This is a genomic window from Ramlibacter alkalitolerans (genome assembly GCF_016722765.1).
In the GTDB taxonomy this organism is placed as follows: Bacteria; Pseudomonadota; Gammaproteobacteria; order Burkholderiales; family Burkholderiaceae_C; genus Ramlibacter; species Ramlibacter alkalitolerans.
This window is the reverse complement of sequence record NZ_JAEQND010000001.1, coordinates 94,658-115,074: the sequence shown is the minus strand read 5'-3', so window position 1 is coordinate 115,074 and position 20,417 is coordinate 94,658. Positions and strand designations below refer to the sequence as shown.

The 20,417-nt window shown below is 69.0% G+C and carries 19 protein-coding genes and 6 tRNA genes; 16 read left to right on the top strand and 9 right to left on the bottom strand.

What is annotated here, in order from left to right; translation table 11 throughout:
- Nucleotides 1-68: 68 nt before the first annotated feature.
- From JI746_RS00540 to JI746_RS00505, 8 genes are all read right to left on the bottom strand, one after another.
- Nucleotides 69-1,784 carry a CHAT domain-containing protein gene (locus tag JI746_RS00540; RefSeq protein WP_201686828.1) on the bottom strand — a complete coding sequence of 572 codons (1,716 nt, stop codon included), beginning with the start codon at nucleotides 1,782-1,784 and terminating at the stop codon, nucleotides 69-71.
- Between the two features lie 14 nt (nucleotides 1,785-1,798).
- Nucleotides 1,799-2,422, bottom strand: coding sequence for a DUF6151 family protein (locus JI746_RS00535; RefSeq protein ID WP_201686827.1), 624 nt, complete (start codon nucleotides 2,420-2,422; stop codon nucleotides 1,799-1,801).
- A gap of 15 nt (nucleotides 2,423-2,437) precedes the next feature.
- Nucleotides 2,438-2,698, bottom strand: coding sequence for a hypothetical protein (locus JI746_RS00530; RefSeq protein ID WP_201686826.1), 261 nt, complete (start codon nucleotides 2,696-2,698; stop codon nucleotides 2,438-2,440).
- 64 nt (nucleotides 2,699-2,762) lie between these two features.
- A complete protein-coding gene (locus JI746_RS00525) occupies nucleotides 2,763-3,272 on the bottom strand; it encodes a hypothetical protein (protein ID WP_201686825.1) in 510 nt (169 codons plus the stop codon).
- A gap of 90 nt (nucleotides 3,273-3,362) precedes the next feature.
- Nucleotides 3,363-4,694: an argininosuccinate synthase gene (gene argG, locus JI746_RS00520; protein ID WP_201686824.1), complete on the bottom strand. Its 1,332-nt coding sequence runs from the start codon at nucleotides 4,692-4,694 to the stop codon at nucleotides 3,363-3,365.
- A 9-nt stretch (nucleotides 4,695-4,703) separates the two neighbouring features.
- On the bottom strand, nucleotides 4,704-5,021 hold the full coding sequence (gene ppnP, locus JI746_RS00515) for a pyrimidine/purine nucleoside phosphorylase (RefSeq protein WP_201686823.1): 318 nt from the start codon (nucleotides 5,019-5,021) through the stop codon (nucleotides 4,704-4,706).
- Between the two features lie 109 nt (nucleotides 5,022-5,130).
- Nucleotides 5,131-5,844 (bottom strand): glycine zipper 2TM domain-containing protein, encoded by a 714-nt coding sequence (locus JI746_RS00510; RefSeq protein WP_201686822.1) that lies wholly within the window; start codon nucleotides 5,842-5,844, stop codon nucleotides 5,131-5,133.
- A gap of 88 nt (nucleotides 5,845-5,932) precedes the next feature.
- Entirely contained in the window at nucleotides 5,933-6,295 is a 363-nt protein-coding gene (locus tag JI746_RS00505) for an ArsC family reductase (protein ID WP_201686821.1), read from the bottom strand.
- Between the two features lie 44 nt (nucleotides 6,296-6,339).
- Here JI746_RS00505 and folC point away from each other — a divergent pair, with 44 nt between their 5' ends.
- From folC to JI746_RS00425, 16 genes are all read left to right on the top strand, one after another.
- The gene (folC, locus tag JI746_RS00500) at nucleotides 6,340-7,632 is read left to right on the top strand and encodes a bifunctional tetrahydrofolate synthase/dihydrofolate synthase (RefSeq protein ID WP_201686820.1); all 1,293 of its coding nucleotides are present in this window, start codon (nucleotides 6,340-6,342) and stop codon (nucleotides 7,630-7,632) included.
- Between the two features lie 11 nt (nucleotides 7,633-7,643).
- Entirely contained in the window at nucleotides 7,644-8,405 is a 762-nt protein-coding gene (locus JI746_RS00495) for an SPOR domain-containing protein (protein ID WP_201686819.1), read from the top strand.
- Nucleotides 8,405-8,893, top strand: coding sequence for a CvpA family protein (locus JI746_RS00490; protein WP_201686818.1), 489 nt, complete (start codon nucleotides 8,405-8,407; stop codon nucleotides 8,891-8,893). Before JI746_RS00495 ends, JI746_RS00490 begins: the two co-directional genes overlap by 1 nt.
- Before the next feature lie 16 nt (nucleotides 8,894-8,909).
- Nucleotides 8,910-10,418, top strand: a complete 1,509-nt coding sequence (gene purF, locus JI746_RS00485; protein ID WP_201686817.1) for an amidophosphoribosyltransferase — start codon at nucleotides 8,910-8,912, stop codon at nucleotides 10,416-10,418.
- Between the two features lie 2 nt (nucleotides 10,419-10,420).
- The gene (locus JI746_RS00480; RefSeq protein WP_201686816.1) at nucleotides 10,421-11,632 is read left to right on the top strand and encodes an O-succinylhomoserine sulfhydrylase; all 1,212 of its coding nucleotides are present in this window, start codon (nucleotides 10,421-10,423) and stop codon (nucleotides 11,630-11,632) included.
- Entirely contained in the window at nucleotides 11,629-13,011 is a 1,383-nt protein-coding gene (gene gltX / locus JI746_RS00475; protein ID WP_201686815.1) for a glutamate--tRNA ligase, read from the top strand. Before JI746_RS00480 ends, gltX begins: the two co-directional genes overlap by 4 nt.
- Before the next feature lie 37 nt (nucleotides 13,012-13,048).
- Nucleotides 13,049-13,124, top strand: a tRNA-Ala gene (locus JI746_RS00470).
- 62 nt (nucleotides 13,125-13,186) lie between these two features.
- A tRNA-Glu gene (locus tag JI746_RS00465) sits at nucleotides 13,187-13,262 on the top strand.
- A 47-nt stretch (nucleotides 13,263-13,309) separates the two neighbouring features.
- Nucleotides 13,310-13,386: transfer RNA gene (locus JI746_RS00460), tRNA-Asp, on the top strand.
- Between the two features lie 58 nt (nucleotides 13,387-13,444).
- Nucleotides 13,445-13,520: transfer RNA gene (locus JI746_RS00455), tRNA-Ala, on the top strand.
- Between the two features lie 26 nt (nucleotides 13,521-13,546).
- A tRNA-Glu gene (locus tag JI746_RS00450) sits at nucleotides 13,547-13,622 on the top strand.
- A gap of 46 nt (nucleotides 13,623-13,668) precedes the next feature.
- Nucleotides 13,669-13,745, top strand: a tRNA-Asp gene (locus JI746_RS00445).
- A 238-nt stretch (nucleotides 13,746-13,983) separates the two neighbouring features.
- Entirely contained in the window at nucleotides 13,984-14,421 is a 438-nt protein-coding gene (locus JI746_RS00440) for a DUF2844 domain-containing protein (protein WP_201686814.1), read from the top strand.
- Nucleotides 14,418-15,659, top strand: a complete 1,242-nt coding sequence (locus JI746_RS00435; RefSeq protein WP_201686813.1) for a DUF3443 domain-containing protein — start codon at nucleotides 14,418-14,420, stop codon at nucleotides 15,657-15,659. Before JI746_RS00440 ends, JI746_RS00435 begins: the two co-directional genes overlap by 4 nt.
- A gap of 243 nt (nucleotides 15,660-15,902) precedes the next feature.
- Nucleotides 15,903-17,489, top strand: coding sequence for a sensor histidine kinase (locus JI746_RS28135; protein ID WP_201686812.1), 1,587 nt, complete (start codon nucleotides 15,903-15,905; stop codon nucleotides 17,487-17,489).
- 9 nt (nucleotides 17,490-17,498) lie between these two features.
- Entirely contained in the window at nucleotides 17,499-18,968 is a 1,470-nt protein-coding gene (locus JI746_RS00425) for a sigma-54-dependent transcriptional regulator (protein ID WP_201686811.1), read from the top strand.
- A 249-nt stretch (nucleotides 18,969-19,217) separates the two neighbouring features.
- Here the strand turns inward: JI746_RS00425 and JI746_RS00420 are convergent, their stop codons facing one another.
- A complete protein-coding gene (locus tag JI746_RS00420) occupies nucleotides 19,218-20,414 on the bottom strand; it encodes a type II secretion system F family protein (RefSeq protein WP_201686810.1) in 1,197 nt (398 codons plus the stop codon).
- Nucleotides 20,415-20,417: the final 3 nt, after the last annotated feature.

Here is a 20,417-nt window from a genome sequence, read left to right as displayed (position 1 = left end):
TGGTAATCCGCCCGGCCGCGGCAGGCTAGTCGTCCTGCAGGGATCAAGCCCAGGCGCCGGTGTCCCGCTCACACCGCCGGCGGCCGCACCTCCAGCAGCTTGCCTTCGGCGAGCGCGACGATCGCGTCGAGCTGGCCGACGAGATCGTCGCGGTCCTTGTAGCGCACCGTCGGCTTCACCACGTTGGCGCGGCGGCGGATGCTTTCGAAGGTGGCGTACTCCTGTTCCGCCGCGTCGATCAGCGGAACGATGGGGACGGACTGGAAGTTCGGGGCGATGGCGCCCAGCTCCTGCGGCACGCTCCGGGGTTCGCTCAGGTCGGCGATCACGAAGCGGGAGAGCGCGGCGAAGCCGATGATCGCTTCCTCCAGGTCGCGCGACTCGGGCTTGTCGTAGGTGAAGAGCTCCGGCAGGTAGCGGTTCGGATGCTGCTGCAGGTGCGTCCGGATCGCGTCGAGCAAGGGCATGCGCTTGTCGTTGAACCGTCCGAGGATCAGCACGCGGCGCTGCACCAGCTCCGACATGATCTGCGCGAAGTTATAGGGATCCAGCTCGCGCATCAGCTGCAGGGCGCTGCCGATCGTCTCGGCGTGCGCTTGCCGCACGGTCCGTTGCCGCTGGGCGAGTTCGGCGCTGGCCAGCCGGGGGAACAGGACGGCCTCCCCGCAGCGCATGTGCACCATGAAGAGTCCCCAGTCGAACAGGTCGTACTTCCTGCCCCACTGGAAGACGTGCAGACGGGCGTGGGAGACGGCCTCGTCGAGGGTGAGTCCCACGGCCAGGGATTCGTAGAGCTTGGCGCAGAACTCGATCGTGCTCGTCGAGGCGACGCCGCCGTTGACGCCGATCACCACCGGCACGCCGGCGTCCAGGAGCGGGTTGGCCACCGCGCCGAAACCACTGTTGCAGGCGCTCAGGACGGCCAGTCGCACCCCGGCGGCGGCGAGTCGCGGCGCGAGTTCGTCGAGGTAGAGCGCGTCGTCCTTTATCGCCAGCGCCCGGGAAGTCGGCAGTTCCTTGAGCAGGAAGGCGCGCCCTGCGGGATCGAAATCGCAGTGGCCCGCGTAGTGGAAGACGGCACATCCGTCCAGGTTGCGCCCGCCGAGCTCCTGCGGATCGCGCGCGACGATGAAGTCGCTGGCCAGGTAATCGACGACGGGGTGCAAGGCGCGATGGAGGAGGGCGAATTCCTTGCCCACCTCCCAGCCGTCGCGATCGCCTTCCCAGAACGTTCCGGCGAACACGAGCCGCTGCCGGCCCGAGATCGGCGCGAAACCGATGCCGGGCCCCGAGGCCTGCCGCACCATGGACACGGCCGGATCGAGCAGCAGGAAATCGGCCGCCTGCGCATGGCCTTCGCCCGCGTGCGGGCGCGCCACGTATTCCCAGGGCAGGTCCATCAGCGATGCGTCCATGGCCAGCCGGATCCGCAGCTTGCCGGCCACGAGCGTCAGGCTGCTTGCGAACAGGCCCAGGACGGCCGGCGGGAACAGCACCTGCGCGAGCCGCCGCCCGATCGTGGCCGCCTCCTCGGCGGACATCAGCATCCGGCCGCCCTGCACCTGCGGCTCGGCGAAGCTGGCCCGGAAGCTCGCGTGCAGCGCAGAAGCCTCCTTCTGGCTGAACGATACTTTCACCATCGCCTGGAGCGGGCCGGCGGGAGAGCTGTCGACGCCGACGGCCACGCTGCGCGCGTCCAGGCGCCGGGCGGAAATGACGAAGTCGCGGTAGGCACCGGGCGGCGACGCAGGAGAGACCTCGTGGCTGGCTGTAAGTCCCATCATCGGCCTCCTTGTCCTCAGGCCCCTCCGGCCGCCGCCACCTGCGCCTTCACCTTCCGGTGTTCCTCGAGCGAGAGCACCTGCGGCTCCACGCGCGGCCGGCCGCTGTCCGCGTCGAAGAACGGGTTGGTGCGGTAGCCGCCGCTGGCCCGCGACCACGCCAGCCCCGAGACATAGCGCAGGAGCGCAGCGGCGAACGCGAACCGCGGCGACGCCGGGGGACGCCCGTGCGCGCTCTGGCGGTTCACCCGCATGCGCACCGGCCCGAAGGCCGCTTCCAGGTCGGCGCCCGGACTCTCCAGCGCGGTATGCACCAGGCCCACGTGCGACAGCCGAAGGTCGCGCGGCGTGTTGCCGACCGGCGTGCGGCAGCAGGCGGTGAACCAGCGCAGCGTGCCGCGCGGCGTGAGCGACATGCAGGCGAGCTGCTCGGCCCCTTGCACGAAGCGCACGTCGCGTGGCCGCACGGCGACGATGTCGGTGCCGCCGTGCGCGTCCAGCATGCCGGAGGGCAGCCCGAGGAAATGCGCGAAGGCCTGGCAGTCCTTGCAGTAGCAGACGGCGCGCGTGCCGCGGCCGGGATGGCGCACTTCGGCCTGGAAGCGGCCGCAGCGGCAGCGCAGGGGGAAGGGCGTGGCCATGACGCGCTCCTCAGGTCATTGCAGCACGTACACGAAACCGAAGGCCCCGACGGAGGCCACGCGGTCGCCGGCGGTGGTGTAGGAGGCGACGCCCAGCGAGCGGTAGTTCGAGGCGAAGGCCTTCAGGGTGCCCAGGCCCAGCATGCCCGCGATCGGGCTGCGCTCGCCCATGGCCTGGCGGATCTTCTGGCGGTGCCGCTCCGCCGAGGGATTCAGCAGGGCGGCGGCGGCCACGAGCGCGGCCACCACGAGGAGGGTCGAGGCTGCGCGCTTCATCGCTTACGGGCGCTGCGCACGGGGGCGGAAGATGGCGAGCATCGGAGTCTCCTGGCACGCGATTTCATTCCTGCCAGCGCTGGGTGGCAAGGATTTTCTCGAACCGCGCGGCAGCCTGCAGCGCGTCGCCGAAGCCTTCGACGGTGAAGTAGGCGATGGTGCGCCGCGAGCCGAGGAGGTACTGCAGGAAATAGGCGTCGCGCCCTTCGCGCAAACGCTTGGACACGGAGGAGAACTCGACCCGCGCATCCTGCAGGGGCGACTCCGTCACGGCGCGGATCACCTGCGTGTCCTTGCCCGCGGCCAGGCCGGGCATCTCGTCGCGGGCGAAGTTGCGCAGCACCGTCCAGTGCTGGGCGACGACTTCGGCCGGTGCGCCCGGGTGGAGCACGCGGAAGTTCACCAGCACCAGTTCCCCCTCGGGCCCGTGGCCCTCGGCGCGCTGGGCGGAGGCCCTGAAGTTCCATTCCTGCGGGAACTCCACGCTGAGGGTGCCGGCGCGCAGGGCGCGCTCCTGGGCCGGGACGAGGAGCGGGAACAGCGCGAGGGCGAACGCGGCGACGAGCTTCTTCATGGGGACGAACTCCGGTCGGAAGGCCGCGTCATACCACGGCGCGCGGGCCGTGTGCCTCCGGGCATCCCCTCTGCGCCGCGCGCGGCCCGCTCAGTCCTTGCCGAGCGAGGGCAGCGGCGCGTCGCCGCCCGACGTGAGCAGCCCGGTGCGCGAGTAGATCCCGAGCTTCTCGCGCGTGTCGGTGATGTCCAGGTTGCGCATCGTGAGCTGGCCGATGCGGTCCTTGGGCGAGAAGGGCGCGTTCTCGACCTTCTCCATCGACAGGCGCTCCGGCGCGTAGGTGAGGTTGGGCGACTGCGTGTCGAGGATCGAATAGTCGTTGCCCCGGCGCAGTTCCAGGCTCACCTCGCCCGTCACGGCGCGCGCCACCCAGCGCTGCGCCGTCTCGCGCAGCATGATCGCCTGCGGGTCGAACCAGCGGCCCTGGTACAGCAGGCGGCCCAGGCGGCGGCCGTTGTCGCGGTACTGCTCGATGGTGTCCTCGTTGTGGATGCCGGTGACCAGGCGCTCGTAGGCGATGAACAGCAGCGCCATGCCGGGAGCCTCGTAGATGCCGCGGCTCTTGGCCTCGATGATGCGGTTCTCGATCTGGTCGCTCATGCCCAGGCCGTGGCGGCCGCCGATGCGATTGGCTTCCAGGAACAGTTCGACCGGATCGTCGAAGCGCCTGCCGTTCAGGGCCACGGGCTGGCCTTCCTCGAAGCGCACGCGGACCTCTTCGGCCTTGACGGCGACCTCGTCCTTCCAGAACGCCACGCCCATGATCGGGTTGACGATCCGGATGCCGGAGTTCAGGTTCTCGAGGTCCTTCGCCTCGTGCGTCGCGCCGAGCATGTTGGAGTCGGTCGAATACGCCTTCTCGGCCGACATCTTGTAGCCGAAGCCCGCCGCCGTCATGAACGCCGACATCTCCGCGCGGCCGCCCAGTTCGTCGATGAAGGCCTGGTCCAGCCAGGGCTTGTAGATGCGCAGCGCCGGGTTGGTCAGCAGGCCGTAGCGGTAGAAGCGCTCGATGTCGTTGCCCTTGAAGGTGCTGCCGTCGCCCCAGATGTGGACGTCGTCCTCCTTCATCGCGGCCACCAGCATCGTGCCGGTGACGGCGCGGCCCAGGGGCGTGGTGTTGAAGTACATCGCGCCGCCGGTGGAGATGTGGAAGGCGCCGCACTGCAGGGCGGCGATGCCTTCGTGCGCCAGCTGCTTGCGGCAGTCGACCAGGCGCGCCTTCTCGGCGCCGTATTCCATCGCCTTGCGCGGGATCGCGTCGTAATCGGTTTCGTCGGGCTGGCCGAGGTTGGCGGTGTAGGCGAACGGGATGGCGCCCTTCTTGCGCATCCAGTGCAGGGCGGCGCTGGTGTCCAGGCCGCCCGAGAAGGCGATGCCGACCTTCTGCCCGATCGGCAGGCTTTCGAGGATGGTGCTCATGTCCCGCTTTCAGCCGAAGTGGCAGATGTAGTGATAGGGCTCGGTCGTGCGGATCTCGAAGCTGGAGTCGCCGGGCACGGAGAACCTGTCGCCGGCCGAGGACTTCTTCCATTCGCTGCTGCCGGCGAGCTTGTACTCGCAGGAGCCGGCCACGCACTCCATGATCTCGGGCGCGCCGGTCTTGAAGGTCAGGCTGGCCGGCAGGACCACGCCCACCGATTTCCTCGTGCCGTCGGCCAGCGTGATGCTGTGGCTGACGCACTTGCCGTCGAAGTACACGTTGGCCTGGGTCGCGACGGCGACGCCGTCGAATGTCTCGGTGGTCATGGGAGGGAAAAGCTGCGGGGAAACCGCTGATTTTAGGCGAGGGGACAAAGCGCCTCCCCAAAAGAGAAAACCCCGCAGGGCGGGGTTCTCTCGGATCGGCGCGGGATGCTCAGCGCCAGTGGCGGTGGCCGCCGTGGCCGCCGCGGAACACGAAGCCCAGCGAGATGCCGACCGGCGGGTAGTACGGCCGGTAGACAGGGTACGGGTAGGCCGGATACACCGGGTACGGCTGCACGTAGACCGGCGCCGGCACGACCGCCGGAGCCGTTGCCACGATCGCGGGCTGCGCCGCGATCACGCCTTGCACCGGCGGAGCGCTCACCGCGCCGGCGATGCCCGGCGCCGGCACGCTGCCCTGCGCCACGGGGCTGACCTGCAGGCGGACCGTCGGGCCCGGGTCGTAGGGCATGCGGGTGGTGTACTGCTGGCCGGCGTACTGGTAGGTCACGTCGTAGCCGACGGTGCGGTTCTCGTACGTCGTCTCCGTCGTGCAGGTGGGCATCGCCGCCTGCTGGGCACGCATGTTGTTGGCCTCGACGTTGTTGCCCAGGAGCGCGCCGCCCACGGTGCCGATCAGCATGGCCGCGGCCGTGCCGGCGCCGCCGCCGATCTGGCTGCCGATCGCCGCGCCGGTGACGGCGCCCGCGAGGCCGCCCATGCCGGAGGTCTGGGGCGGGGCCTGCACGTAGCCGGGAGCGCAGTTCTGGCGCGGCACGGCGACCTGCTGGATCACGGGCTGGGAGGAGACGACCTGGCCGACTTCCTGCGCGGCGGCGCCGAAGGCTGCCAGGCCGAGGGCCGCAAAAATGACGGTGTGTTTCATGAAGGGACTCGTTGTGGACTGCTGATGCTGAAAGTTTAGACAGCCGGCCCAGCCGTTGCGAGCCTTTACAGTAAAGCGACGGTAAAAATCAACTGCCAGCGGCAGTGCGTGCCTGCCAGGCCGCCGGTTCGAAGCCCACGGTGACGGCGCCATCCGGCCATTCCACCACCGGGCGCTTGATGACGCTCGGCTGCGCCAGCATCAGCGCGCGGGCGCCGGCTTCGTTGCCCGAACGCAACTGTTCCTGCGCATCGAGCTTGCGCCAGGTCGTGCCCTGCCGGTTCAGGAGCCTTTCCCAGCCGGCCGCGTGCAGCCAGGCGTCCAGGCGGTCGGCGGGCACGCCGCCCTTCTTGAAATCATGGAACGCGTAGTCCACGCCCTGGGCGGCCAGCCAGGCGCGCGCCTTCTTCACCGTGTCGCAGTTCGGGATGCCGTAGAGGGTTGCGGCCATGGCCGGATCTTAGGGCAGGGTGCCGGGGCAACGACAATCCCCGCATGAACGACCTCAGCGACTGGCTGGCGCACTGCGAGCGCCTGCATCCGAAGAACATCGCGCTCGGCCTCGACCGGGTCGAACAGGTGGCGGGCCGCCTCGGCCTGCGCTTCGACTGCCCGGTCATCACGGTGGCCGGCACCAACGGCAAGGGCTCGACCTGCGCGATGCTGGAGGCGATCGCGCTGCAGGCCGGCTGGCGCACCGGCGTGTACACCTCGCCGCACCTGGTGCACTTCGAGGAGCGCTGCCGCATCGGCGGCGAGATCGTGCAGGCCGCCTCGCTGCTGCCGCACTTCGAGCGGGTGGAAGCGGCGCGCGCCATGGACGACGTGGCCCTCACCTACTTCGAATTCACGACGCTCGCGATCCTGAGCCTGATGGCGGCCAGCGCCCTCGACGTCGCGATCCTCGAAGTGGGCCTGGGCGGGCGCCTCGATGCGGTGAACGTCGTGGACACCGACTGCGCGATCATCACCAGCATCGACCTGGACCACATGGAATACCTCGGGGCGGACCGGGAGGCGATCGGCCGCGAGAAGGCCGGCATCCTGCGTCCCGGCAAGCCGGCGATCGTGAGCGATCCGGTGCCGCCGCACAGCGTGGTCCAGGAGGCCAGCGCGCTCGGCGCCGACCTGTGGCTGCTGGGGCGCGACTTCAACTTCTCCGGCGACAAGCAGCAGTGGGCCTGGGCCGGGCGCGGGCGCCGTTATTCCGGCCTGGCCTATCCCGCGCTGCGCGGCGCCAACCAGTTGCTCAATGCCTCGGGCGTGCTGGCTGCGCTCGAGACCTTGCGGCAGCGGCTGCCCGTGACCGCGCAGGCGATCCGCAACGGCCTGGCGATGGTGGAACTGCCCGGCCGCTTCCAGATCATCCCCGGCCAGCCGGCGCTGGTGCTGGACGTGGCGCACAACCCGCATGCGGTGGCGGCGCTGGCGGCCAACCTCGATGCCATGGGCTTCTATCCGACCACCCACGGCGTGTTCGGCGCCATGGCGGACAAGGACCTGGCGCCCATGCTGGCGAAGATGGGGCCGCTGGTGGACCGCTGGTACTTCACCGACCTGCCCACGCCGCGCGCGGCGAGCGCGCAGGCGCTGCTGGAAAAGTGGCAGGCCCTGCCGGGCCGGCGCGACGTGCCGGCGAGCATCCACACCGGCCCCGAGGACGCCCTGCGCGCCGCCGTGGCTGCTGCCGAGCCGACTGATAGAATCCTCGTCTTCGGATCGTTCTACACGGTGGGCGGCGTCCTCACGCACGGTGTGCCCCGCCTGTCCGCCAAGCATCTCGGCTGACTCCCCTCCCGATGGCCCTGTTCAAGTTGCGCAAGAAGGTCGACGCTCCGAAGGCCGCGTCCGCGCCGGCCGAAAGCATCGAAGTGATGCGGCGGCGCGCCCGCCACCGCCTGATCGGCGCCGTGGTCCTCGTCCTGATCGGCGTGGTGGGTTTCCCGCTGCTGTTCGATACGCAGCCGCGCCCCGTCGCGGTCGACATCCCGATCGAGATTCCCGACCGCAACAAGGTCAAGCCGCTGCCGCCGCTGCCGCAGGCACCTGCCCCGGCCGCTGCCGGCAAGGTCGCCAGCGCACCGGCGCCGGCCCCGGTGATCACCGAAACCCGCCAGGAAGCCGGCCTCGCTGCGCCGCAAACGAATCCGGCACCGGTGGTGGCGGCGAAGCCCGAGCCGCCCAAGGTGGCCAAGGCCGAGAGCGCTCCCGAGAAGAAGCCGGAACTTCGCGCCGATGCGCGGCCCGAACCGAAGACGCCCGAAGCGAAGGTGGAGACCGCCAAGGCCCAGAAGCTGCTGGAAGGCAAGTCGGTCGATACGGCCGCGGCGGGCCTGCGCTACGTGGTGCAGGTCGGCGCCTTCGCGGAACGCGAAAAGGCGCGGCTGGCGCAGCAGAAGCTGGATCGCGCCGGACTGAAGAACTACACCAACGTCGCCGAAACGAAGAACGGGCCGCGCATCCGCGTGCGGGCCGGCCCCTTCGCCTCCCGCGCCGAGGCGGACCGGGCGGCGGAGAAGATCAAGGGCCTGGCGCTGCCGGCCGCGATCCTGTCGCTTTAGTGGCGGTCCTCGACTGGGTCGTGCTGGCGGTGCTGGCCGCCTCCGTGCTGCTGGGCCTGTGGCGCGGGCTGGTGTACGAGGTGCTGTCGGTGCTGAACTGGGTGGCCGCCTTCGTGCTGGCGCAGTGGCTCGCGCCGCGGGTGGCGGAACGGATGCCGATCGGCCACGCGGGGGACTCCATCCGCTACGCTGCGGGATTCGTGGTGGTGTTCATCGCCGCGCTGTTCGCCCTCGGGCTGCTGGCCTGGCTCACCAAGAAGCTGGTCGCCGCCTCGGGCCTGGCGCCCGTGGACAGGGTGCTCGGCGCCGTGTTCGGCCTGGTGCGCGGCGCGGTGGCCGTGCTGGCGCTGGCCGTGGTGGTCCACCTCACGGGGCTGAAGAACAGCGGCTGGTGGACGGAATCGATGACGGCCGGGGTGGCGACGGCGGCCCTGCGTGGATTGAAGCCGGCGGTGCCCGAGCGGTTCGGCACCTACCTGCCGGCATGAAGGAAAGCGAAACACTATGTGCGGAATCGTCGGGGTCGTCAGCCAGGGCCCGGTCAACCAGCTGATCTACGACGCCTTGCTGCTGCTGCAGCACCGCGGCCAGGATGCCGCGGGCATCGTCACGCAGCAGGGCCGCAAGGTCTACATGCACAAGGCCAAGGGCATGGTGCGGGATGTCTTCCGCACCCGCAACATGCGCGCGCTGCCAGGCAACGTGGGCCTCGGCCAGGTGCGCTACCCGACCGCCGGCAACGCCTACAGCGAGGAAGAGGCACAGCCCTTCTACGTCAACGCGCCCTTCGGCATCACGCTGGCGCACAACGGCAACCTCACCAACGCGCAGGCGCTCAAGACCGAGCTGTTCACGGCCGACCACCGCCACATCAACACCGAGAGCGACACCGAGGTGCTGGTGAACGTGTTCGCGCACGAACTGGAGCGCACCACCCGCGGCGTGCAGCTGTCGCCGCAGGACGTGTTCGCCGCCGTGGCCAACGTGCACCGGCGCGTCCGCGGCTCCTATGCGGTGGTGGCGCTGGTCGCGGGACACGGGCTGGTGGCCTTCCGCGACCCGTTCGGCATCCGCCCGCTGTGCGTCGGCCGCGGGCCCGACGGCACCGTGATGGTGGCCAGCGAATCGGTGGCGCTCGAAGGCACGAACCACCGCTTCGAGCGCAACGTCGCTCCGGGCGAGTGCGTGTTCGTGGACCTGCAGGGCAAGGTTCATGCGGCGCAGTGCGCCGAGGCGCCGAAACTCTCGCCCTGCATCTTCGAATTCGTGTACCTGGCGCGGCCGGACTCGGTGCTCGATGGCATCTCGGTCTACCAGGCGCGGCTGAACCTGGGCGAGACGCTCGCCAAGCGCGTGATCTCCACCGTGCCGCCGCACGAGATCGACGTCGTGATCCCGATCCCCGAATCGAGCCGCCCGAGCGCGATGCAGCTCGCGCAGCTCCTGGGCATTCCCTACCGCGAAGGCTTCGTCAAGAACCGCTACGTGGGCCGCACCTTCATCATGCCGGGGCAGGCGGTGCGCAAGCGCTCAGTGCGGCAGAAGCTCAACGCGATCGGCAGCGAGTTCAAGGGCCGCAACGTGCTGCTGGTGGACGACTCCATCGTGCGCGGCACCACCAGCCGCGAGATCGTGCAGATGGCGCGCGACGCCGGCGCCCGCAAGGTCTACATGGCGAGCGCGGCGCCGCCGGTGCGCTTCCCGAACGTCTACGGCATCGACATGCCGACGCCCTCGGAGCTGGTCGCGCACGGCCGGACGGTGGAGCAGGTGCGCGAACTCATTGGCTGCGACGCGCTGATCTACCAGGATGTCGACGGCATGAAGAACGCCATCGGCAAGCTCAACCCGCAGATCGACGGCTTCGATGCGTCCTGCTTCGACGGCGTCTACGTCACCGGCGACATCAACCCCGAGGACATTGCGCGCATCAACGAGGCGCGCGTCGGCCAGGAAGATCCGCTGGACGTGACGACCTCGCGCCTTTCCATTCCCAATCCCCAAGAGGCCTGAGCATGCAAGGCAAGAAGCTGCCCCCGGGCCTGCGCCGCGAGACCCTGGCGGTGCGCGCCGCGCTGCCGCCCAGCCAGTGGGGCGAGAACTCCGAGGCGCTGTACCTCACCAGCGGCTTCGTGCAGCCGGATGCCGAGACCTCGGCCCACCGGTTCGCCAACCCGCAGGAGGGCTACACCTACGCCCGCACCTCCAATCCCACGGTGACCAGCTTCGAGCTGCGCCTGGCCGCCATGGAGGGCACCGAGGCGGCGATCGGCACCTCCACCGGCATGGCCGGCATCCTGCTGCTGTGCATGGGCGTGCTCAAGGCCGGCGACCACGTGATCTGCTCGCGCTCGGTGTTCGGCTCCACGATGAACCTGTTCGCCAAGGAGTTCGGCAAGTTCGGGGTGGAAAGCACCTTCGTGTCGCAGACCGACCTGAACGAATGGCAGCAGGCGCTCAAGCCCAACACGAAGCTGCTGTTCGCGGAGACGCCGACCAACCCGCTGACCGACGTGTGCGACATCCGCGCGCTGGCGGAACTCGCGCATGGCGCGGGCGCGCTGCTGGCGGTGGACAACTGCTTCTGCACGCCGGCGCTGCAGCGGCCGGTGGAACTCGGGGCCGACTTCGTGATCCACTCCGGCACCAAGTACCTCGACGGGCAGGGCAGGGTGATGGCCGGCGCGCTGTGCGGATCGGCGAAGTGGATCAACGACGTGTTCGCGCCGATCGTGCGCACGGCGGGGATGTCGCTGGCGCCCTTCAACGCGTGGGTGGTGCTCAAGGGCCTGGAGACGCTGGACATCCGCATGCGCCAGCAGTGCGCGAACGCGCTGCAGATCGCGCAGTTCCTCGAATCGCACCCTAGCGTGACGCGCGTCTACTACCCCGGCCTGCCGTCGCATCCGCAGCATGCGCTGGCGATGCGCCAGCAGTCCGGCCTCGGCGGCGGCGTGGTGTCCTTCGACGTGAAAGGCGAGGACCCGGCCAGCCTGCGCGCCAACGCCTTCAAGGTGATCGACAGCGCGCAGGTGATGAGCATCGCCACCAACCTCGGCGACACCAAGAGCATCATCAGCCATTCCGCCACCACCTCGCACGGGCGCCTGTCCGAGCAGCAGCGCCAGGCGGCCGGCATCGGCCAGGGGCTGCTGCGCCTGGCCGTCGGCCTCGAACATCCCCTGGACATCCAGGACGACCTCCTGCGCGGACTGGAGCAACTTTGAACGTTCGTACCCGCTTCGCCCCGTCGCCCACCGGCTTCATCCACCTGGGCAACATCCGCTCGGCGCTGTACCCCTGGGCCTTCGCCCGTTCGCAGGGCGGCACCTTCATCCTGCGCATCGAGGACACCGACCTGGAGCGTTCCTCGCAGGCCGCCGTCGACGTCATCCTCGAAGGCATGCGCTGGCTGGGCCTCGATCCCGACGAGGGGCCGTACTACCAGATGCAGCGCATGGACCGCTACCGCGAAGTGCTGGCGCAGATGCGCGAGCAGGGGCTCATCTACCCCTGCTACATGAGCGTGGAAGCACTGGACAAGCTGCGCGAACGGCAGATGGCCGCCAAGGAAAAACCGCGCTACGACGGCACCTGGCGGCCCGAGCCGGGCAAGACGCTGCCGGCGGTGCCCGAGGGCGTGCAGCCGGTCTGGCGCTTTCGCAATCCGATCGGCGGCACGGTGGCCTGGGACGACAAGGTCAAGGGCCGCATCGAGATCAGCAACGACGAACTCGACGACCTGGTGATCGCGCGCCCCGACGGCACCCCCACGTACAACTTCTGCGTGGTGGTGGACGACATCGACATGCAGATCACGCACGTGATCCGCGGCGACGACCACGTGAACAACACGCCGCGCCAGATCAACATCTTCCGCGCGCTCGGCCAGGAGCCGCCGGTGTTCGCGCACCTGCCCACCGTGCTCAACGAGCAGGGCGAGAAGATGAGCAAGCGCAACGGCGCCAAGCCGGTGACGCAGTACCGCGACGAAGGCTTCCTGCCCGACGCGATGGTCAACTACCTGGCGCGCCTGGGCTGGTCGCACGGCGACGCCGAGATCTTCGGGCGCGAGCAGTTCCTGCAGTGGTTCAACCTCGACCACCTGGGCCGCAGCGCGGCGCAGTTCGACGAGGCCAAGCTGCGCTGGGTGAACGCGCAGCACATGAAGCTCACGGCGGACGAAGCGCTGGCGCAGCTGGTGAAGGACCTGCTGGCCCGGCGCGAGATCGCCACCGATGCGCGCCTGCCTGCCCTGTGCGGCCTGCTCAAGGACCGCTGCGACACGACGGTGGCGCTGGCCGACTGGGTGGCGCGCTTCTACACCGACGTGCAGCCCGATCCCGCCGAGCTGAAGAAGCACATCACCGAGGGCGTGCGGCCGGCGCTGGGCATGCTGGCGAAGATGCTCGAAGCCTGTCCCTGGACGCGGGAAGACATCGCCGAGGCGATCAAGGAAACGCTGCGCGCCACCGGCCTCAAGATGCCCCAGCTGGCGATGCCGGTGCGGGTGGTCGTGATGGGCACGGCGCAGACGCCATCGCTGGATGCGGTGCTCGCGCTCAGCCAGCGCGAACGTGTGGTCGAGCGTCTTCAAAACGCCTGATTTTTCAGTGTAGAATTCAAGGCTCGACACCTGCCGGGGGGGTATAGCTCAGCTGGGAGAGCGCTTGCATGGCATGCAAGAGGTCAGCGGTTCGATCCCGCTTACCTCCACCACGTGGTGTCGGGATGCGTTGATGGTTTCAGGTAGCACGTCCTTGGCGTGCGTCCCAGGTTTTGACCCTATCGTCTAGAGGCCTAGGACATCACCCTTTCACGGTGAGTACCGGGGTTCGAATCCCCGTAGGGTCGCCAAGTTCTGTCGACGCTTGTGCTCGCAAGAGCGGAAGTCGGCACGATGCGGAGTGGTAGTTCAGTTGGTTAGAATACCGGCCTGTCACGCCGGGGGTCGCGGGTTCGAGTCCCGTCCACTCCGCCAGAATCGGGAACACGGGCTTCGGCCCGTGTTTCTTTTAAGAGAAAGAAGAGCGGACACCGGGGGTATAGCTCAGCTGGGAGAGCGCTTGCATGGCATGCAAGAGGTCAGCGGTTCGATCCCGCTTACCTCCACCAGGTTTCCGTTCGTTGCGTCCAGGTTCGACCCTATCGTCTAGAGGCCTAGGACATCACCCTTTCACGGTGAGTACCGGGGTTCGAATCCCCGTAGGGTCGCCAAGTTCGCTGGCACTTCCCCGCATCGCGGGGGGGGCCGGCACGACGCGGAGTGGTAGTTCAGTTGGTTAGAATACCGGCCTGTCACGCCGGGGGTCGCGGGTTCGAGTCCCGTCCACTCCGCCAAGTCTTCGAAGGCCCTGTTCGCAAGAGCAGGGCCTTCTGCTTTTTCGGCCCCGCCGGCGCCATCGTCCGATCGCATGAAGCAGGCACGCCCCGTGCATGCGTCGGATTTCTCAACCGCGCCTGCTTTTGCTTACAAAGGGTCGGCACGCCGGAACTGGCCTTGGAGGGCCCGCTCTATCGTGCTCACGCCCGGAGGGGCCGCGGGACCGCGGACAACGGGCGCATCGACGAAAGACACATGATCCGAATCCTTGTGGCGAGCGTGGTGCTGGCGGCCGGCGGGGCCTGGGCCGGGCTCGATGAAGCGCCGACGCGCGGCGACGATGCCGCCGTGCAGACTTCGCAGGGCAGCACCGTGGCCGGTGCGCCGTACACCGTCGTGCACCGGACGCTGCGCACGGGCGTGGTGGTCGATCAATACGTGGACGGCACCGGCCGGGTGTTCGCGCTGGCCTGGTCCGGCCCGTTCAAGCCGAACCTCAAGCGCCTGCTCGGTCGCCACTTCGAGGCCTACCGCGCCCGCGGCGCGGCGCGCCATGGCGGCCCGCACTCGCGCCTGGCGGTGGACACCGGCGAGGCCGTCGTCGTCTCCGAGGGCCACATGGGCGCGTTCCAGGGCCGCGCCTGGCTGCCCTCGCGCCTGCCCGCCGGCTTCGACACGCGGGAGATGAAATGAGCCCGCGCGCGCCTGGCGCGGCGCGTTGGCTGCGGCACGCCGCGGCGCTGGCGCTGCTGGCGATCCTCGCGGCCTGCGGCGGCGGAGGCAGCGACGATGCCGCCGCGCCCGCCGCGAGCCCGGGCGCGACGCCCGGAGACACCGCACCGGACGTTGCCGCCGGCAGCAACGTCGTGCCCATCCTGCTGGATCGCGGCACCGACGGCAGCGCCATCAATTCGCCGTTCGTGAGCGTGACGCTCTGCGCACCCGCCAGCGGCAACTGCCGCACCATCGACCACATCCTGCTCGATACCGGCTCGGTCGGCCTGCGGGTCAAGGCGTCCGCCCTGGGCACGCTCGCCTTGCCCGCGGTGAACGCCGGCGGCGGCGTGCTGGCGGAGTGCGGCCTGTTCGCGAGCGGTTTTGCCTGGGGCTCGGTGCGCAGCGCGGATGTGCGCCTGGGCGGCCAGCAGGCCGCTGCCCTGCCGGTGCAGGTGATGGACGATCCGGCCGGCCCGTATGCCAGGGTGCCGGCCGATTGCTCCGACACGGGCCCCGCGCTGGCGGATGCGGGCTCCAACGGCATCCTGGGCGTCGGCTTCGACGTGCAGGACTGCGGCAGCGCCTGTGCATCCAGCGTCGTCAGCCGGCTGCCGGGCGTGTATTTCAGCTGCACGGCCAGCGGCTGCTCCATCGCGACAGCGCCGCTGGCCAGCCAGCTGGCGCACCCGGTGGCAGCGCTCGCCGGCGGCGACAACAACGGCCTGGCCATCGTGCTGCCGGACGTGCCCGTCGGCGGCTCGCAACGCGTGGCCGGCTCGCTGGTGCTGGGCATCGGCACGCGCGCCAACAACCAGCTCGGCGGGACGGCGATCTACACGGCGCGCGCCAACGGAAGTTTTTCCACCACTTACAAGGGCGCCGTTCTCCCGGCCTTCATCGACAGCGGCTCGAACGGCATCTTCTTTCCCGATGCCGCCATCCCGCTGTGCAGCAGCGGTTTCTACTGCCCGCCCAGCCCGCTTGCACTTTCGGCGACGGCGACGGGCGTGAACGGGGCCAGCGTGGCGGTGCCGTTCACGGTGGTGGACGCCAGCTCGCTGCCCTCCGGCACGGCGGCGGCGCGGCTCGGTGGCAGCGTGGTCCTGGGAAGCAGCTTCGACTGGGGCCTGCCCTTCTTCTTCGGCCGCAAGGTCTTCGTCGCGATCGCCGGTCGCGCCACCCCGGTGGGTCCCGGACCGTTCTGGGCGTTCTGAAGAAGGACCTTCGATGGCGCCCGGCCCTGCCCCTGCTGCAAAACGAAGCTCCATCCGGCTGTTCTGTCAAGTCGCGGAAAGCCTGAGCGAACCACACCGCTCGTCCAAATTCGTGGCACTTTCGTGCCGAGATGATCGTGACGAATTGCAAGTTCGTCATAAAGCCATTAATAATCGATTGGCCCAGGGGAGCACAAGGGCGGGGCGGGCCCGGGGCGGCTTGGGGACACAAGGAGGAACTTCGTGAAGGACATCGCCGGATTGCCTGGCGGCGGCTTGCGTTTCCCGGCGGCTTTGCGCAGCGGCCGGTGGCGCTGGCCGCGCCGTGCGTCCACGGTGTCGGCCTCCGCTTCGGAAGCCACCGCACCGGCGGTCGCGCCGCAACCGGCCTTCGCACCCCCGCGCCAGACGGCGCCCGGCACGCGCGAAACTCCGCCGTCGGCGGCGCCCGTGCGGCCTTTCAACCTGCTGCGCTGGTTCTCCATCGCCAGCCTGGCGGCGCTGCTGCCGGTGGCGGCGGTCACCGGCACGGTGCTGTCCCACTTCGTCACGCAGCAGGCGCTGCAGCGCGACGCCCTGCTGACGGCCCAGTTCATCTACAACTGCCTGGGCGTCGAGGCCGCGCAGATCGGTGCCGTGAGCCTGGTGCCCTTCCTCGATCCGCGGGTGGACACCTGGTCCGCCGGCCTGTCGCCCAAGGTCGTGGCGCAGGCGCGCTCCGAGGTGTACGAGCACCTCGAGACGCTGCCCGACGTGCTGCTCACGAGCGTCTACGCGCGCGACGGCAAGATCGTCTGGTCCACCAACCGCGACCTGATCGGCACCTTCACCAACGAGAACGAGGAGCTGCGCGAGGCCTTCGCGTCCAAGATGGACGTCGCCAAGCACCATGCCGGCAACATGTCGGAGCGCTCGGAACAACGCTTCGTCGTCGAGCCGCGCGAGTTCTTCATCGAGAACTACGTGCCGCTGACGGACCCGAAGGGCGAAGTGGTCGCGGTGGTGGAGGTCTACAAGGAGCCGCGCCACCTGATGGACTCGATCCGCGCCGGGCAGATCCTGGTGTGGATGACGACGCTCGCCGGCGGCTTCGTGATCTACCTCGGCCTGTTCAGCATCGTGCGGCGCGGCTCGCGCGTGCTGTCGCAGCAGCAGCGGCAGCTGCTGGAGGCGCAGTCGCAGGTGTTCGCGGGCGAGATGGCCACCGCGCTGGCGCACAGCCTGCGCAACCCGCTGGCCAGCGTGCGCTCCAGCGCCGAACTGGCGGCCTGCACCGACGACCTGCCGGTGCGCAAGAACGCGCAGGACATCATCACCCAGGTCGACTTCCTGTCGCAGTGGGTGCGCGAACTGCTGCTGTACTCGCGCCCGATCTCGGGCGAGACCGAGCCGGTCGACCTGTGCACCGTGCTCGACAGCCTGCTGGCCTCCTTCGGGCCCACCTTCGAGCGCTCCAACGTGCGCCTGAACTGGGCCCGCAACGAGGTCTGCGGCACCCACGTGAAGGGCAACACCTCGCTGGTGCGGCAGGCCCTGCACAGCGTGATCTCCAATGCCGTCGAGGCCATGCCCCGCGGCGGCGAACTGCGCATCGAACTGCGCAAGGTCAAGAACCCGGACGGCGTCGAACTCACGTTCAGCGACTCCGGGGTGGGCATGACGGAGCAGCAACTGGAATCGGCCTTCCGGCCCTTCCACACGACCAAGTCGCACGGGCTGGGCGTGGGGCTGCCGATGCTGAAGCGCGCGATGGAGCGCTTCGGCGGTTTCGTGGCGCTGTCCAGCGAGCCGAACGTCGGCACGCAGGTGCGGCTGCATTTCAAGGGATAGGACAGAGCAATGGGCAAGACGGTACTGGTGGTGGAAGACGACGCCATCCAGCAGGCCAACATCAGCGCGTACCTCACGCGCAATGGTTGGGAGGTCCAGGCTTGCGGATCGGCGGAAGAGGCGCTCGGCCTCTTCGATACCCTGCATCCGGACGCGGTGGTGACCGACCAGCGCCTGCCACGCATGACGGGGGTCGAGCTGATCACCAGGATGCGCGAAGGCGATCCGCTCGCCAAGTGCATCGTGATGACGGGCGACGACAGCGCGCAGACGGCGGTGCAGGCCATGAAGGCGGGCGCGTACGACTACGTGCTCAAGCCGGTCTCGATGGCCGAACTGAACCTGCTGCTGGAGCGGGCGGTGGGCACCGCCAAGATGGAACAGGTGCTGCAGTTCCACCAGCAGCGGCAGGCGAGCGGCGCCGGCCTGAACGCGATGATCGGCGAATCCCCCGCGATGCAGGAGATGAAGACGACCATCCGCCAGGTGCTGGAGGCGGAGCGCCGCGTTGCCGACGGCGACCTGCCGGCGGTGCTGGTGCACGGCGAGACCGGCACCGGCAAGGAACTCGTCGCGCGCTCGATGCACTTCGACGGCGCGCGCGCGGCCGGCCCCTTCGTCGAGATCAACTGCGCCTCGATCCCGTCGCACCTGCTGGAGTCCGAGCTGTTCGGCCACGAGAAGGGCGCGTTCACGGACGCCAAGGAGCGCCGCACGGGCCTGGTGGAAGCGGCCGACGGCGGCACGCTGTTCCTCGACGAGATCGGCGAGATCGACATGTCGCTCCAGGCCAAGCTGCTCAAGCTGCTGGAGGAGAAGACGGTGCGCCGGGTCGGGGCGGTGAAGGAGCGCAAGGTCAACCTGCGCATCATCAGCGCCACCAACCGCGACCTCGCGGCGATGGTCAAGCAGGGCACCTTCCGCAGCGACCTGTACTTCCGCCTGCGCATCATCTCCGTCAACGTGCCGGCGCTGCGCGATCGCGGCAGCGACATCCTGCTGCTGGCGCGCCACTTCCTGCAGGCGCACGGGCGGCGCTACGGCAAGCCGAACCTGCGCTTCAGCCCGGACGCCGAGCGCCAGCTGCTCGAATACTTCTGGCCCGGCAACGTGCGCGAGATGCGCAACATGCTGGAGCAGACGGTGCTGCTGGCCCCCACGGACCTGATCAGCACGACGCAGCTCGCGCTGTGCCCGAGCCTGGCGCCGGAATCCAAGTTCGAGCGCGACTTCAAGGGCTGCAACGAGCCCTGCATGTCGGTGCCCAAGGGCAACGGCAACACCGACATGGCGGACCTGGCCGAGATGGAGCGCACGCTGGTCGTCAAGACGCTGGAGCGCACCGGCTGGAACGTGACCAAGTCGGCCAAGCTGCTGGGCCTGTCGCGCGACATGATGCGCTACCGCATCGAGAAGATGGGCCTCACGCGCCCCGTCGACCAGCCCGGCTCGGGCTTCGGCACGCTGCAGGAATATTGATCAAGCGCGCGGCCCGCAGGGGCCGGCGTCGGAGCATCAGGCACGGGTCCGCAAGGCCTCGTGCCTTTTTCCTTAGCGTCCCCGTTTGTTCGGCAAACGGAAAAGACTTCAACGCAAAAGCCGCAAAGGAAACGCAAAAGCCGCAAAGGAAACGCAAAAGCCGCAAAGGCTATCCTTCGAAGGGATCCCTTTGGCGGCTTTTGCGAAACTTTTGCGGCTTTTGCGTTCTTCTCCCTGGATTCGGGCTTGCTACCGGATCGACCCCGCCAGCTCGAAGATCGGGATGTACATCAGGACCACGACGACGCCGATCACCGCGCCGACGAAGACCATCAGCAACGGCTCGAACAGGCGCACGAACCACTCGATCCAGCGGCCCATTTCCTCGTCGTAGAAGTCCGCGGTCTTCTCCATCATCGCGCCCAGGTTGCCGGCCTGCTCGCCGGCGTGCAGCATGCGCAGCGCCACCGGCGTCGACAGCTGGTTGGCCTCGAAGGCCTGCGACAGGGGCTGGCCCTCGCGCACGCGCTGGCCGGCCTGGTCCAGCAGCACCGCCATGCGGGCGCCGATCAGGCCGCGCGCCATGCCGATCGCCTGCAGGACGGGGATGCCGCTTTGCAGCAGGATGCCCAGCGAGCGGTACAGGCGCGTGACGTGGTACAGGAACACCCGCTCGCGCACGCCCGGCAGCGCCAGCACGGCCTGGCCCACCGCGGCGCGCACCGCCGTCACCTGCCACAGGCCCACGGCGCCGGCCACGGCCACGGCTGCCGACACGGCAAGAGCAGCGACGTGGTCGTTGATCATCTTGCCGAAGTTCATCAGCATCTGCGACAGCCAGGGCAGCTTGGTCCCCATCTCGCCGAACACGGTGCTGAAGCGCGGCACCACGTAGCCGACCAGGAACAGCAGCACGCCCATGCCCACCAGCAGCAGCAGCACCGGGTAGACCGAGGCGCTGACGATCTTCTGCGTGAGCATGTCGATGCGCGTGCGGTAGGCCACGTAGCGCGTCAGCCCACCGTGCACGGCGCCGGTCTTCTCGCTCGACTGGATCAGCGCCACGTACAGGTCGGGGAACACCTCCGGGAACTGCGTCAGCGCCTGCGAGAAGGACTTGCCCTCATACAGCAGCCGCACCAGCGCGGCGAGCATCTTGCGCGTGCTGCCGTCGTGCTCCTTCTCCGCCAGGCTTTCCAGCGCCGTGATGAGCGACAGGCCGGCATTGAGGAGCGTCGCGAGCTCCTGGCTGAAAAGGACCAGCGGGAAGGCCTTGGAGCGCCCCAGCGAAACACTCATCGCCGCCAGTTTGCGCACCGGCGAGACGGCGATCACGCGCAGGCCCTGGTGCTCCGCGGCCTGGCGCGCCCCTTCGAGCGTGCCGGCGTCGAACGTCATTTGCACGATGCCGCGGCCGCCGTCGACGGCCTTCACCTGGAACTGCATGAT

Coding starts and splice junctions, on each gene's coding strand:
- JI746_RS00535 (WP_201686827.1), bottom strand. CDS start 2,422: ATGGCCACGCCCTTCCCCCTGCGCTGCCGCTGCGGCCGCTTCCAGGCC.
- JI746_RS00510 (WP_201686822.1), bottom strand. CDS start 5,844: ATGAAACACACCGTCATTTTTGCGGCCCTCGGCCTGGCAGCCTTCGGC.
- JI746_RS00495 (WP_201686819.1), top strand. CDS start 7,644: ATGGCCCTGTTCAAGTTGCGCAAGAAGGTCGACGCTCCGAAGGCCGCG.
- ppnP (WP_201686823.1), bottom strand. CDS start 5,021: ATGACCACCGAGACATTCGACGGCGTCGCCGTCGCGACCCAGGCCAAC.
- JI746_RS00420 (WP_201686810.1), bottom strand. CDS start 20,414: ATGCAGTTCCAGGTGAAGGCCGTCGACGGCGGCCGCGGCATCGTGCAA.
- purF (WP_201686817.1), top strand. CDS start 8,910: ATGTGCGGAATCGTCGGGGTCGTCAGCCAGGGCCCGGTCAACCAGCTG.
- JI746_RS00525 (WP_201686825.1), bottom strand. CDS start 3,272: ATGAAGAAGCTCGTCGCCGCGTTCGCCCTCGCGCTGTTCCCGCTCCTC.
- JI746_RS00540 (WP_201686828.1), bottom strand. CDS start 1,784: ATGATGGGACTTACAGCCAGCCACGAGGTCTCTCCTGCGTCGCCGCCC.
- JI746_RS00425 (WP_201686811.1), top strand. CDS start 17,499: ATGGGCAAGACGGTACTGGTGGTGGAAGACGACGCCATCCAGCAGGCC.
- JI746_RS00440 (WP_201686814.1), top strand. CDS start 13,984: ATGATCCGAATCCTTGTGGCGAGCGTGGTGCTGGCGGCCGGCGGGGCC.
- JI746_RS00530 (WP_201686826.1), bottom strand. CDS start 2,698: ATGAAGCGCGCAGCCTCGACCCTCCTCGTGGTGGCCGCGCTCGTGGCC.
- argG (WP_201686824.1), bottom strand. CDS start 4,694: ATGAGCACCATCCTCGAAAGCCTGCCGATCGGGCAGAAGGTCGGCATC.
- JI746_RS00435 (WP_201686813.1), top strand. CDS start 14,418: ATGAGCCCGCGCGCGCCTGGCGCGGCGCGTTGGCTGCGGCACGCCGCG.
- JI746_RS00505 (WP_201686821.1), bottom strand. CDS start 6,295: ATGGCCGCAACCCTCTACGGCATCCCGAACTGCGACACGGTGAAGAAG.
- JI746_RS00480 (WP_201686816.1), top strand. CDS start 10,421: ATGCAAGGCAAGAAGCTGCCCCCGGGCCTGCGCCGCGAGACCCTGGCG.
- folC (WP_201686820.1), top strand. CDS start 6,340: ATGAACGACCTCAGCGACTGGCTGGCGCACTGCGAGCGCCTGCATCCG.